Origin of the sequence: Pseudomonas sp. HLS-6 (genome assembly GCF_002753995.1) — a bacterium.
GTDB lineage: Bacteria > Pseudomonadota > Gammaproteobacteria > Pseudomonadales > Pseudomonadaceae > Aquipseudomonas > Aquipseudomonas defluvii.
In genome coordinates, this window is the sequence record NZ_CP024478.1 from 4,339,780 (window position 1) to 4,353,211 (window position 13,432).

Consider the following 13,432-nt stretch of genomic DNA (forward strand, 5'->3'; position numbering starts at 1 on the left):
TCCCTGGAAATGTAAATTCTACGTAAATAGAAACTGGGGGCGAATGATATTTATTCTCACCACCTAGTAAAGCGCCTTTACGCTTTTTTACACTTTCAGTAACAATCCACCCAGCACGCCAGCGATGAGGCCTCTTGATCCAGAGCAAGCCCGCAGCCCTTCCAACGGCTGCTTTTTGCGACAAGATATTTTTCTTTCAAAAGGGCTTGAATTGTTTCGCCAACTGCCTGACCTTGTAGTCAAGAGGCGATGACTGCCACGGTCCATACCGGCACCATCGATTCTCTTGCGAGCTAGCTGAATAAGGATTGATCTATGCAAGTCCATGTCAATAGCGACAACCATATTCAAAGCAGCATCCGGCTGGAACAGTGGGTCCGCAGCACCGTCGAACAACAGCTCGACCGCTTCGAAGAGGACCTCACACGCATCGAAGTTCATCTGGGGGACGAAAACGGTACCAAGCCCGGCCCACACGACAAACGTTGCCAGATGGAGGCTCGCCCCAAAGGCCACCAACCGATCTCCGTAACCCACAAGGCCGCTTCGCTTGAGCAGGCGGTGGACGGTGCAGCCGAGAAGCTCAACCACGCGCTAGAACACTTCTACGGCAAACTGCGCAGTAAACGTGCAGTGTCTCAGCAAAGCGCCGAAAGCGAACACACCGATCAGTTGCTACAGGAAGACTTCGAGGAAAATCAGCAAGCCCTCAATAGCTGAAGACGGCTAACCCCAGGTTGCTGACGAACCCCCGCTCTTTAGCGGGGGTTCTTTTTTTAGCCAACGAAATTCTGGCGCTGATCCCTGTGGGAGCGGGTCTTGCCCGCGATGCAAACGCCGCGCACTCACGGTCACCGCGCCGAGGCCATCGCAGGCAAGCCAGCTCCAACAGAAAATGCAACCTGTAGGCGCCGGGCTTGCCCGCGATGCAGTCGCCGCGCACTCACGGTCACCGCGCCGAGGCCATCGCAGGCAAGCCAGCTCCAACAGCGAATGCAACCTGTAGGAGCCGGGCTTGCCCGCGATGCAAACGCCGCATACTCACGAACACCCCGCCGACGCCATCGCAGGCAAGCCAGCTCCAACAGAAAATGCAACCTGTAGGCGCCGGGCTTGCCCGCGATGCAGTCGCCGCGCACTCACAGGCACCACGCCGACCCCATCGCAGGCAAGCCTGCTCCAACAGCGAATGCAACCTGTAGGAGCCGGGCTTGCCCGCGATGCAGTCGCCGCGCACTCACTGGCACAACGCCGACGCCATCGCAGGCAAGACCTGCACCAACACAAACCGAGCAGCCCTATTTGGCCTCTTCGATTTCCTTGCCACTGGCGTCAATCGCCTTGGTCGAGGGGTAGCGGGACGAGGCGAAGCGCACCACCAGAATCGAGAACGACAGCAGCAGGATACCGCCGCACACATACAACAGGCCTGCGTCGGGTGCCTTGTGGTGTGATACATCGCCGATCAGCAGACGGGTCAAGGCGGTGATCGCCACATACAACAGGAAGCGGATTGGCATGTGGTTGGTCTTGAAATAGATACCGACCATCGCCCCCAACTCCAGGTAGATGAACAACAGCAGGATGTCATCGACACTGACACCGCCCTTGCCCAGCATCTCCAGGAAGGTCACTACAGCGGCGTACGCAGTGATCGCACCGATACCGAACAACGCCAGGTAATGGAAGGCCTCAACGCACAAGTTACCCAGTGAGTCGGCAGAGCCATGCAGGCTTTTTCGCAGTTTGTCAGCCCAATTGTTATTCACGGTACAGATTCCTTGATACGGCTTGAAGGAGAATGCGGCAAGTACATGACGCTTTATCTGCATGCAGTAAAAAGGCCAGGCACTGGGTTTGAGAAGGCGGCAGATTGCCGCAAGGCACGTGCGTGTGCACCCGTTCAATGCGACCGGGGGCTAAAGACCGAGGCAGGGGCTGCAAAAATGCCACTATTCAAAGCCGAGGGATTGCCTTATCCTCTCTACTGTACAAAAATACAGTATTCGTATTGTTCAATTATCGAAAGGCATGTGAGGTGATGAATGGCCGTCGAAGTGGTGTACCGCAGCAGCCGAGACCTGGAGCGCTTGTTCATGGATAAAGCCGAAGCAGACCGTCACGACAAGATGCTCGAGCTGGCTGAACTGCTGGCCGAAGTGCTGAAGAAAGCCGTGCCGTCACTGAGTGAACAGCAGGTTGAGGACGCCGGTATCTACATGGCGAAAAACCGCGACGTCTTCGCCAAGGCCTTCAAGAGCCAGCCCGACGCGCTCAGCGAACTGCTGGGTGACGAAAGCCCTGCCGAGTAACCCAACTCAAGGGTATAGCAGCCGCTCGGCCAGGGTTTGCGCAACGCGCGCTGGCGAGCGCTTCTCTGCCTGGGCATGGGCAAAGACCTCTGTCAGCCGCGACGGAATGCGCGCCAGGTGCTCGGTAATGGTCGGCAGCTCTTCACCTTGGTGCTTGAGCGCCACATAAATCAGGCCGCCTGAGTTGATGATGTAATCCGGTGCGTACAGGATGCCGCGGTTTTCCAGCTGATCGGCCACCTGCAGGGTGGTCAGTTGATTGTTCGCCGACCCTGCAACGGCAGCACAACGAAGCTGCATTACACTCTGTCCTGTAAGAATCGAACCCAAACCGCAGGGCGCAAAGATATCGCATGGGGTACTGATCAGCGCCTCAGACGCAATCGGATGGGCATTGAACTGCTCCATCGCCAATTGCACCCGCCCAGGATCATGATCGCTGACCAGCAGTTCGGCGCCCGCCGCATGCAACTGCTCCGCCAAGGCGAAGCCCACATTACCCAACCCTTGCACCGCCACACGCAAACCTTCCAGGTTGTCGCTGCCCAAGCGCGCCATTGAAGTCGCACGGATACCGGCAAACACGCCCATGGCCGAATACGGCGAGGGATCACCTGACGCCGTGGTGCTCGTGACATGCTGTGTTGTTTGCGCAATGCAGTCCATGTCCAGCGTCGACGTACCGCTGTCGATGGCCGTGATGTACCGCCCCTCGAGTGAATCGACAAAACGCCCGAAAGCCTCAAACAGCGCGGCTCGGTTTTCTACATGTGGGTTTCGAATGATCACCGCCTTGCCCCCACCCAGCGGCAAGCCGGCCAACGCAGCCTTGTAACTCATACCCTGAGCCAGACGAATAGCGTCGATCATCGCACTGTCATCGTCGGGGTAGGCCAGGTAGCGACACCCGCCCATGGCCGGGCCACGCTGCTCACTGTGGATAGCAATCACGGCCTTGAGCCCGGTCGGAGGATCGATACACAGGTGCAGCGAGTGGGTGCGCGTGCTTTGCATCAGCGAAAACATCGACAAGCTCCCGAATTGCTGGGTGCTGATGCAAGTATAGGCACGCTCCGGGCAACTGATAGCGCTACTGGACGAAAGCCACGCAGGGGGCTAAAAAATAAGCGTAAGCGGAGACTTTCATGAACCCACGCAAAGCCTGTCTGGCCTGCCTCGAACGTGACCCTGTCGCGCTGTTTGAAGCGGGGTTGTGGATCGCCGCCGAGCATGACCCCGGCGTGCAACCTGCCGACTGCCTGGCGCAGGTGCAAACGCTGCAACGCGAGGTCAGTGTTGGCCTGCCCATGTTGTCGGTGAACGAACTGGCCCAGCCTCTGCTGCGGCAGCTCTGCGCGCTGGGGTTTCAGCAGGATGAGTATTACCCCTTGCGCCCTCAGGCAGCCTTGCTGGACAAGGTGCTGCTGCGCCGTCGCGGCCAGCCGCTGGCCTTGGCACTGTTGAGCCTCGAACTGGCCCGCAGCTTGTCCATTCCACTGGAGGGGGTGAACTTTCCGGGATACTTCCTGCTGCGAGTACCGGGCGCCGACCACCTGCTCGACCCGTGTGGTGGACGTCGCCTGTACCCTGCCGACTGTCGCGAACTGCTCGGCCGGCAGTTCGGCCCGCAAATGACCTTGAGCGCAGAACACCTGCTGACCGCTAGCCCACGCCAGATGCTGCAACGCCTTTCACGCAACCTGCGGCAATTGCACACCACCCATGACGACGACCTGGCAGCACTGAAAGATGCTGAACGGGTCGTCGAACTAGGGTCAGCCAATGCCAGTGACTATCTGGCAAGGGCCACGCTCTACCAGCGACTGGATTGCCCACAGGCCGAACGTTTCGACCTGGAGCATGCCTTGTTGCTCAGCGAAGACCCGATCCAGCGTTTACGCCTGACCGAGCGCCTGAGCCACCTGCCCCCCAAAGCGACATCGATTCATTGAACCTAATCACCTGCCGCGTCATGGGGTATCCGGTTGGTTAGACGGGTGTGCCTGAATGAACGCCGGGTGTTGCGCGGCCAGCGCCGCTACCCGATTGATGCGAGGATAAGCGCCGAGATCGATGCTGAACCGCTGCGCGGCATACAACTGGGGAATCAGGTAGACATCCGCCAAGCCCGGTTGTGCGCCGAAGCAGTAGCCACTGTCACCGATCAACTGCTCAACCGCCGCCAGCCCTTGGCTGATCCAGTGGGCGATCCACTGGTTGACCTGCGTTTCGTCATGCCCTAGCTGACGCAGTTGGTTGAGCACACTGACATTGTGCAACGGGTGGATGTCACAACCAATCAGCGCCGCCACCCCACGCACTTGAGCGCGTTGCTCAAGTGCAGCAGGCAGCAGTGCCGGCTGTGGATAACGTTCTTCCAGATACTCGATGATCGCCGGCGACTGTACCAGCAACGCCCCCGAGTCGACCCTCAGGGCCGGTACACGGCCCTGAGGATTGAGCGCCAGAAACGCAGGCTCACGCTGCTCGCCTTTGAGCAGGTTGACCGGCAGGGACTGGAAATCCAGCCCCTTGAGCGCCAGGGCAATCCGTACCCGGTACGACGACGTCGAACGAAAGTAGGTATAGAGTTCCATGCCCTGCCCTCTTTTTTAGTGTGCTGGCAGGATCTTGCCGCGGCACTCACCAAAACCGATGCTGGCAACACCGTCGCGGATGCAACGGGCGCGCAGGATGATCTCGTCACCGTCTTCAAGGAAGCGGCGCACTTCGCCGGATGCCAGCTCGATCGGCTCCTTGCCACCCTGGGTGATCTCCAGCAGGCTGCCAAACTGGCCGGGTTTAGCGCCCGACAGGGTGCCAGAACCGAACAGGTCGCCCGATTGCAGCTGGCAACCGTTGACACTGTGGTGCGCGACCATCTGCGCCACGGTCCAGTACATGCTCAAGGTGTTGCTCAGGGTCAGGCGATGGGCCGGCAGGTTCTGCTCACGCATGCGCTCGGTCACCAGCAGCACTTCCAACTCGATGTCGAAGGCGCCCAGCGCCTGATCGCGCTTGTCGAGCAGGTAAGGCAGTGGCTGCGGGTCGCCTTCCGGGCGTGCCGGTTGGGCGCAACGGAACGGCTCCAGCGCTTCGGCCGTCACCACCCACGGCGAAACCGTAGAGATGAAGCTCTTGGACAGGAACGGGCCCAGTGGCTGGTATTCCCACGCCTGGATGTCACGCGCCGACCAGTCGTTGAGCAGGCAGAAGCCGGCGATATGCTCAGCCGCTTCGGCCACCGGAATGGCCTCGCCCAACGCGTTGCCCTGGCCGATCCAGATGCCCAGCTCCAGCTCGTAATCAAGCCGTGCGCAAGGGCCGAAGGTCGGCTCGCTCTGCCCGGCAGGCAGGGTTTGGCCCTTCGGCCGACGGACATCCGTACCCGACGGACGAATGGTCGAAGCACGGCCGTGATAACCAATCGGCACATACTTGTAGTTCGGCAGCAAAGGGTTGTCTGGACGGAACAGTTTGCCAACGTTCTTGGCGTGTTCGATGCCTACGTAGAAGTCGGTGTAATCGCCAATCCGGGCAGGCAGGTGCAACTGGCACTCAGCAGCCGGATACAGCAGTGGTCGCAGTGCGGCCTGGTGCTCGCTGTGTTCACCCAACAGCGCCAGCAGACGCTCGCGCAGGGCAACCCGGACACCACGGCCCAATGCGAAGAACGCATTCAGCGCACCGCCACGGGTAGCCTCGACAGCAGCACGGGCTTGGCCCTCGAACAGGCCCGCGGCCAAAGCGCCTTCCAGGTCGAGGATGGCATCGCCAATGGCAACACCACAGCGTGGCGCCTGGTCGTTACGGCTGAAGATACCCAGGGGCAGGTTCTGCAGCGGGAAATCGCTATGCCCGTTGGCGTGATCGACCCAACTACGGGCAATGGCGGACTGATTCATGGGTTATCTCCGATTCGGGGTGAAGGTGCTCGGCAACGATGCCCAGCAACTATCGTAGTCGGCCTGCAATTGCGGGCATTCCAGTGCATGGCGCGTCGGTCTCAGCATCTGGCTGGTCTCGAACATGAAGGCCATGGTGTTATCGATCTTGTTCGGTGCCAGGTCAGCGGCAATCGCCTTGGCACAGGTTTCAGCATCCGGGCCATGGGCGCTCATGCAGCTGTGCAGCGACGCACCGCCAGGCAGGAAACCTTCGGCCTTGGCGTCATAAGCCCCCTGGATCAGGCCCATGAACTCGTTCATCAGGTTGCGGTGGAACCATGGCGGACGGAAGGTGTTCTCGGCCACCATCCAGCGTGGCGGGAAAATCACGAAGTCGATGTTGGCCATGCCCGGCACGCTGGTCGGCGAGGTCAGTACGGTGAAAATCGATGGGTCCGGGTGGTCGAAGCTGACGGTGCCAATGGTGTTGAAACGGCGCAGGTCGTACTTGTACGGCACGTTGTTGCCATGCCACGCCACCACATCCAGCGGCGAATGCTGCAACACACAGCCCCACAGCTCACCCAGGAACTTCTGCACCAACGGCACAGGGCCCTGGTGCTCTTCGTAATGGGCCACCGGCGCCAGGAAATCACGCGGGTTGGCCAGGCCGTTACTGCCAATCGGGCCAAGGTCCGGGATACGCAGCGGCGCACCGTGGTTCTCGGCGATGTAGCCGCGCGCGGTACCGTCGAGCAGTTCGACACGGAACTTCAAGCCACGCGGCAGCACGGCGATTTCCAGTGGTTCGACCTCCAGCACACCCAGCTCGGTGGCGATACGCAGGCGGCCCTGCTCCGGCACCAGCAACAGTTCGCCGTCGGCGTTGAAGAACACGCGCTCCATCGAGCGATTGGCGCAATAGCTGTAGACGCTCACACCCGCTGGCTTGTCAGCAGCCGAGTTGGCCGCCATGGCGACCCAGCCGTCGATGAAATCGGTCGGCTCGGCGGGGATATCCAGCGGGTTCCAGCGCAGCCGGTTTGGCGTCACCGCGCCCAATGGGCCACCGGCCAGCTGACGCTCCAGGCGCTCGAACGCCGGATGCAGGGCCGACGGCCGGATACGGTACATCCAGGTGCGGCGCAGTTCACTGCGGGTCATGGTGAACGCGGTGCCGGAGAACAGTTCGGCGTACAGACCGTACGGGGCCTTTTGCGGAGAGTTTTGCCCGACAGGCAGGGCGCCCGGCAATGCTTCGCTGGCGAATTCGTTACCGAAACCGCTCTGGTAGCTGAGTGAGGACGTGGAATCGAGGTTCATCGAGACTCCTGGCCATGAGGCCGGTTACGGGCAGTTGGCTGCGAACCGACCAGGCGGTGACAGCACGTCTGCATTATTTTTATCGTAATCACATTACGCATAACGTAATTTGATTGCCAAAGTCCGTCAAGCTATAAAGACGCCCTCCTGTCTCTCCCGGATCGAATGCCCCATGGCCAAAGCCAGCTCCACCGCCGATAGCACCGGCAAACAGAAGGTTCGCTCGGCAGAGGTCGGCACCGACATCCTCAAGGCCCTGGCTGAACTGTCGCCCGCCACGTCACTGTCACGCCTGGCCGAACACGTTCAAATGCCCGCAAGCAAGGTTCACCGCTACCTGCAGGCGTTGATCGCCAGCGGTTTTGCCGAACAGAACCCGGCGACCAACCACTACGGGCTGGGCCGTGAAGCGCTGCGCATCGGCCTGGCCGCACTGGCTGGCATCGATGTATTGAAGGTCGGCGCAATGCCGCTGTCGCAATTACGTGATGAGCTTAATGAAAGCTGCTTTTTGGCCGTATGGGGCAATAAGGGCCCAACCGTGGTCAGCATTGAGCCGGCCGTGCGTGCTGTAACCGTGGTCACGCAGATCGGCTCGGTACTGCCGCTGCTCAGCTCATCCACCGGGCTGGTGTTCGGGGCCTACCTGCCGGAGCGCGAAACCCTCGAGCTACGTGATCAGGAACTGGCGGCCCTGAAGCAGACCGCCAGTGAGTACGACGCCTTGTTTGCACAAATCCGTGAACGTGGCCTGCACCATATCCACGGCCTGCTGATGCCGGGCGTCGATGCGCTGTCAGCCCCCGTGTTCAATGCGGTCGGCAAGATCGCGGCGGTTATCACCGTGGTCGGCCCGACCTCGATCTTTCATGCCGATGAACAGGGGCCAGCCGCTCAACGGCTGCTGGCCACTGCAAAAACCATTAGCTGGCGAATGGGGCATGACCTTTAGGGAGCGCCTGCGCGCTGGCTTCCAGGTCACCAAGGAACAGCGTCAGCTCTTCCTTGAACACCTTGTAGGTCGGGGTCGCGGCCTTGGGGGCGACGGGTGCTACGAGCTCCTTGCACAAGTTTTTGAGCAACTCCACCTGGGCAGAGCTCGGCCCACTCGACAACTTGGAAAGGGCAGCAAGCAAGCGCCCCCATCCCCCTACCATCGAGAACACCCCCAACCCTGACAACGCAAAGGAAACCAGCGCTGAAGCCCGGTCACCATCACGGTAGGCCAGCGCCCCCTTCGTGAATGCTCGCAACGTAGTAAAGGCCGATATCGCCATTGACGCCGGTGGAAACGGCATCGAAAGAATGGACGCGGTACTGAGCACCACCTCAAACAACAACCGCGATATCCGCTCGGCAACGCTGGTCGTGTCATGATCGACATCGTCGATGATGCGCAGCGTCATGGCATCGAACTCATCACCAAGATCACTGATCCGGGTGTACTCACCGTAGGCACTGACGATCAGATCGGTGGGGTCACCCGCGCGCGCGATATCGTTAATCAAGGTACCGATGATCCGCTGATCCTTGATCGCCACTCGGCGATAGAAGTAATCACCGAGGCCATACGCCTTCCATTGACTGATCAGGTCTTCCCGACTGCGCAACCAGCGGCCATCAGGGGCATCCGGGGTGTACAGCAGGTCGTCCGCGGCATTGCCCTGCATGTGCCGGAGAATATAGACACCTTCGATACGCTGGCCGCGCAAGGCAAGCTGGTACACACCGTCCTTTTGGTAGGTTCTGTCGCCACCCACCACGGGCGGTTCGAGTTCCAGCAGCGATTCGACCGTCGCCTTCATCCAGCGGCGCTGCGCTGACGAAAGGTTCCCCTGCAACACTTCGCAGAGCGCGGTCCGCGTGATCTGCAGGCGCAGCAAGTGGCCATGCAATGCGCGATACAGGCCGTATTTCGCATCGGTCTTCACCAGTGTCTGCTTGGCCTGCGCGATATAGCGCTCCCCCAACTTTGCCGAACGTATGTAGCTCGCCACACGTCGACGATCAAGCCTCGACAGATCCTGCCCGCGGGTTGAGGCGAACCTGGCGAACTCCTCGAAATTGAAACTGCTGCCGTATCCGCTTATCACCACTTGAGTCAGCGTCATCTCGGCGCCCGCCTCAAGTGTTACCAACACCGTGTCAGGGTCTACCCAGCCACCCGTTGAGTTCGAACCGAGCAACGTGTTGAGCCATTGCCCGACTTCATGGTGGGCAAAGCTTCGGAAATGGGGAAGGCTGTAGTGTTTTTCATATTCCTGGCCAAGTGCCTGCAACATGAAGTCCAGGTTGCTCAGCGCCTGACGGTCGTTGGGGGTAGCATCGCGGTACCATTGCGGCGTGACGGCCTGCAGCTCATCCAGCAGCCCCTCCACTTTCATTGAGGCAATCTTGGACAACGCGTCGCTCCATGTGCTTGCCTCCCAAGGCTTCAGCACCATGCTGTTACGTATCCAATGCGTGGTGGAGCGATGTTGTTGCTCAAGATGGCGCCTGAAGCCGGACCGCTCTGCAAAGGCAACCTGGCCGACCAGATAATCACAGCCTGGCGCTGTAGCTGACCACCCTGCCATGGCGTCGCTCAGATGATGCACAGCGTCAAACACCCTGACATCACCCCCTGGCGCACCCGGCGCGTAAACGATATAGCGCCAGTCATCACCCTGGGGATAACGCACATAGAAAAGATCCTTCAGTACCACCCCTTGCTCATTGAGCAACACACATCCCACCTCGACACCCAGCGACGCCAACGAGCCGTTGTGCTGACCAAGACGTTCAAACACCTCAAATGCCGTTGGGTCCATGCCCTGATAACGCGCACTCAGAAACGACAACGACAAGCGCGCCTGCAGGGCGTCGGCCATCGCAGCTGTTCCCTCCTCTGTCAGGTAAAGGGCTCGCACGGCATCGATGTAACCCATGCGCAGATTCAGCTCGGCAATCATCGCAGCAATGAACTGCGCCGAGAGGTCTGGCCCCTGGACAACCTGCACAACGACCTGAGCCTCTTGCCCTTGATAGCCTCCCGAGAGCACCCATTGGCCAAGGCTCAATTGCCGGCTGCCGGTTTGTACATGCCCATCGAGGTCTATTGAGTACGCGACATTGAGCACAACCTGCTCAGCGTCAATGGTCAGCCCCAGATGCTTTTGCACATATGCCTGGATTTGCAGGCGGGCATAATCCTCATGGCTGGCATGCCCCTCAAGCAACGTATCTACACGCAGTTGGGCATCTTCGAGCGTTTTTTCACGCTGCTCATAAGCGACTTTTTCGTCACCGACCAGAAACCGCAACCAGTCTGGTTGACGGGAAACACGGTACTGCCTGAGGCGATCGGCATGACGCGCCTGAAGCGTTGAAACCAGTACGCGCTGCTGCTCCATCGCAGCCAGCGCTTCCCACACCTGAGGTGCAGGCTGCGAGTGAGCACGTGCGTTCTGCAGGATGTCGAGAAACCACTGTCGCTGAGTACGCTGCAGATCTGCAACGTGTTGTTTGAACACGTCTTCAGCAAAAGGCTGCTCGACAACCGTGAGCGTCTGCCCCTGAAGCAGGGTCTGTTGCGCAGGCGCCAAGTGCTGTAACAGTGGTTGACGCGTTTCAGTTTTTTGCAGGCGCCACGTCACGTCACCCAGCAGCGACTGAAGATCACCATACAGCCCTAGCCCATCCCAGGTGCTGTACAAACACACCACCGTGTCGGCGGGATGCTCGGCAAAATCACCTGATACGAAGGCCTGCGAAAGTGGAATGGCCTGCCCGCTATCGTCAAGCAGCGAAAGTGTCCTGAGCGTCGCATCAGCATTAAAGATGCTCTCCTCCAACTGCTTGCAACGGGCGGCCCTTTCAGGTCGCCCCTTGGCCCATAAATGAATATCGAGAAAGAACAGATAGGCCAGCAGTTGGTGAAGCCTGTTTGGGCCAAACGCTTCATCGGGGCTTAACGCACCCGCCCAAAAATCTTGAAGTTGCTCCAACCATGTATCAGCCCACTGGGGAAGCAGTTCGCCAAGCACCTGATGAATAAGGTTTACATCGGCATCGATGGGCTGAGTTACACCCGCCGCGAAAAGCTGCGGGCCCATTTGCTCAAGCGACAGTGCCTGCTGATCAATCATGGCCTGCAGCGCAAGGTCGATCAGCGGTACGCCCTGTTGAACCCGCAAGGCCTGAAGATCAACATCGCAACCCAACGCAGCCATTCGCACCTGAAACTGTTGACGTATGACCTGCGCTAAAGAAGGGGCCGTGCTTAAAACCGACTGTATCTTCAATACGGTATTGGTCATTTCAAGTAGAAGCTCTTGCACACTGAAGTTCTCCAGTCGTTCAGTGGACAATGTAAACGGTGTAGAGGTATTCATTCGCCATCCTTGTGAATGTGGTTATTAGCGGCCAAGAAACTACCCACAAGAACGTGCAAACCCAAGAGGAGAAAGTGCCTGAAAAGTATCAAAATTAATCAGAACTAATGGATCCAATTAATGCGCCCAGTACTTAAAAGTGTTTTCCTTCAGCGCGCTTTTTTACAACCCACTTACTGCCTGTTTTCTGACATAAAAAACACCCGCAAACAAAACACCAACACGCCGTCTTGCCTGCGGTGAAAGTGCTGCATAACCTAAAACTATTACAGCCTGCGTAAAAGAGAATGTCAGAAACCACTATTTTTCCTGAAAGATCAGCGCCTTATTCTAAGCCCACCTGCCCAGTAGAGCCGCTCAACAAGCAACTCCTGGCAGGCTTGTAGGCTTACTCAATAGCGGAGTACCTACCCAGTTCACCGACGTTGATTTTGAAGCTCCTTGATCTACGTCTTACTTGGCCGCTGCTTTGCAGCGGCCTTTTTTATTCTGTACCGCTGCGGGCTTCAGTCGGCCGCGTCATCGCAGTGAAGCGATGAGCGATCGGTGCCAGAATCAAATCATTTGTGGCAGCGTCACCGGGCCCACACCAACAGGAACATCCTCAACATTCAGGATCAGGCCTGTTTCAGTGGCCGCCCCAGCCGGGAGTAAGCGCGGAACGCCAGGTAGTGATACAGCACCTGGACCGGTGATTCAGTGTGTGGGTAATGGCCAATTCCCGGCAGCAGCACCGTATCGGGCTCCGGCACCAACTGCCGGTAACGCTCAACCACATGGCCTCCGCAAACCGGGTCTACCAGGCCATTGATAAACCGTAGCGGCACACCGCCCACCAGCAACGCCCCGACCCAGCGCTCGCGATAGGTCATGCACTCCAACGGGTAGGTACTGAGCTTGTGCAATACCCGCATGCCACGGTTGGCAACCATCAGGCTCCAGCAGTCATCCAGCGCACTTTCACTGGGACGGGTGCGAGGCCCATAGATCTTGCTGACGCAATTGACCAGATCATCACGCCGGAAAGAGCGTGCCACCAACCAGCCAAGCCGACTGAGCAGCAGCTTATGAATCAGCAGAGGCCGATGGCACTCGGGGAACAGCGCTGCATTGAGGAACACGCAACTGGCGATCTGCGCCCGCCCTTCATGGTGACGCGCCAGCAGCTCCTGAGCGACCGTAGCCCCATAATCATGCCCCAACAGATGCACGGGCTCAGTGACCTGCAGGTGCTCGAGCAACGCCTGCTGGATATCCGCCTGCTCCATCAGGCTGTAGCTGTAGTGCAGGGGCTTTGAGGAATCGCCAAAACCGAGCATGTCACAGGCAATCACCTGATAGCGCTGTGCTAGAGGCTGCCAGAGATAGTGCCAATCCCAACTGGCGGTTGGAAAGCCATGGAGCAACAGCAGTGGTTCGCCATGGCCGGCGGTCCAGTAACGGAGGGTTTGGCCCCGGAACGAAAAATGATGCCCCCGGGTGCGCCAGACACTTAACGGTATCTCGGCAAGAGGCATCTGCGCAGTCCCCGTGGCGT

Annotated in this window: 12 protein-coding genes; 5 read left to right on the top strand and 7 right to left on the bottom strand. The window is 59.0% G+C overall.

The annotated features are described in order from the left end of the window. Window positions 1-315 precede the first annotated feature (315 nt). On the top strand, window positions 316-720 hold the full coding sequence (locus tag CS390_RS20365) for an HPF/RaiA family ribosome-associated protein (protein ID WP_099775753.1): 405 nt from the start codon (window positions 316-318) through the stop codon (window positions 718-720). A 578-nt stretch (window positions 721-1,298) separates the two neighbouring features. Here CS390_RS20365 and CS390_RS20370 read toward each other — a convergent pair. Continuing rightward, window positions 1,299-1,769: a phosphate-starvation-inducible protein PsiE gene (locus CS390_RS20370; protein ID WP_065758787.1), complete on the bottom strand. Its 471-nt coding sequence runs from the start codon at window positions 1,767-1,769 to the stop codon at window positions 1,299-1,301. A gap of 276 nt (window positions 1,770-2,045) precedes the next feature. Here CS390_RS20370 and CS390_RS20375 point away from each other — a divergent pair, with 276 nt between their 5' ends. Further along, window positions 2,046-2,312: a YebG family protein gene (locus CS390_RS20375; protein ID WP_065758788.1), complete on the top strand. Its 267-nt coding sequence runs from the start codon at window positions 2,046-2,048 to the stop codon at window positions 2,310-2,312. A 6-nt stretch (window positions 2,313-2,318) separates the two neighbouring features. Here the strand turns inward: CS390_RS20375 and CS390_RS20380 are convergent, their stop codons facing one another. After that, window positions 2,319-3,338: a Glu/Leu/Phe/Val dehydrogenase dimerization domain-containing protein gene (locus tag CS390_RS20380; protein ID WP_099775754.1), complete on the bottom strand. Its 1,020-nt coding sequence runs from the start codon at window positions 3,336-3,338 to the stop codon at window positions 2,319-2,321. 119 nt (window positions 3,339-3,457) lie between these two features. Here CS390_RS20380 and CS390_RS20385 point away from each other — a divergent pair, with 119 nt between their 5' ends. Next, entirely contained in the window at window positions 3,458-4,264 is an 807-nt protein-coding gene (locus CS390_RS20385) for a SirB1 family protein (RefSeq protein WP_099775755.1), read from the top strand. Between the two features lie 18 nt (window positions 4,265-4,282). Here the strand turns inward: CS390_RS20385 and maiA are convergent, their stop codons facing one another. Genes maiA through hmgA form a run of 3 tightly spaced genes read right to left on the bottom strand, consistent with a single transcriptional unit; the run spans window position 4,283 to window position 7,522 of the window. Continuing rightward, window positions 4,283-4,909 carry a maleylacetoacetate isomerase gene (gene maiA, locus CS390_RS20390; protein WP_065758791.1) on the bottom strand — a complete coding sequence of 209 codons (627 nt, stop codon included), beginning with the start codon at window positions 4,907-4,909 and terminating at the stop codon, window positions 4,283-4,285. 15 nt (window positions 4,910-4,924) lie between these two features. Further along, the gene (gene fahA / locus CS390_RS20395) at window positions 4,925-6,217 is read right to left on the bottom strand and encodes a fumarylacetoacetase (RefSeq protein WP_099775756.1); all 1,293 of its coding nucleotides are present in this window, start codon (window positions 6,215-6,217) and stop codon (window positions 4,925-4,927) included. 3 nt (window positions 6,218-6,220) lie between these two features. After that, window positions 6,221-7,522 (bottom strand): homogentisate 1,2-dioxygenase, encoded by a 1,302-nt coding sequence (gene hmgA, locus CS390_RS20400; RefSeq protein ID WP_065758793.1) that lies wholly within the window; start codon window positions 7,520-7,522, stop codon window positions 6,221-6,223. A 172-nt stretch (window positions 7,523-7,694) separates the two neighbouring features. Here hmgA and CS390_RS20405 point away from each other — a divergent pair, with 172 nt between their 5' ends. Next, window positions 7,695-8,474: an IclR family transcriptional regulator gene (locus CS390_RS20405; protein ID WP_099775757.1), complete on the top strand. Its 780-nt coding sequence runs from the start codon at window positions 7,695-7,697 to the stop codon at window positions 8,472-8,474. Here the strand turns inward: CS390_RS20405 and CS390_RS20410 are convergent. Beyond that, window positions 8,446-11,217 (bottom strand): hypothetical protein, encoded by a 2,772-nt coding sequence (locus CS390_RS20410; protein ID WP_157767160.1) that lies wholly within the window; start codon window positions 11,215-11,217, stop codon window positions 8,446-8,448. The two genes, CS390_RS20405 and CS390_RS20410, sit on opposite strands and share 29 nt — an antisense overlap. Before the next feature lie 333 nt (window positions 11,218-11,550). On the opposite strand from CS390_RS20410, the gene CS390_RS20415 reads away from it, so the two are divergent. Next, window positions 11,551-11,769: a hypothetical protein gene (locus tag CS390_RS20415; protein WP_099775759.1), complete on the top strand. Its 219-nt coding sequence runs from the start codon at window positions 11,551-11,553 to the stop codon at window positions 11,767-11,769. Between the two features lie 743 nt (window positions 11,770-12,512). Here CS390_RS20415 and CS390_RS20420 read toward each other — a convergent pair. Then, on the bottom strand, window positions 12,513-13,412 hold the full coding sequence (locus tag CS390_RS20420; protein ID WP_099775760.1) for an alpha/beta fold hydrolase: 900 nt from the start codon (window positions 13,410-13,412) through the stop codon (window positions 12,513-12,515). Window positions 13,413-13,432 lie beyond the last annotated feature (20 nt).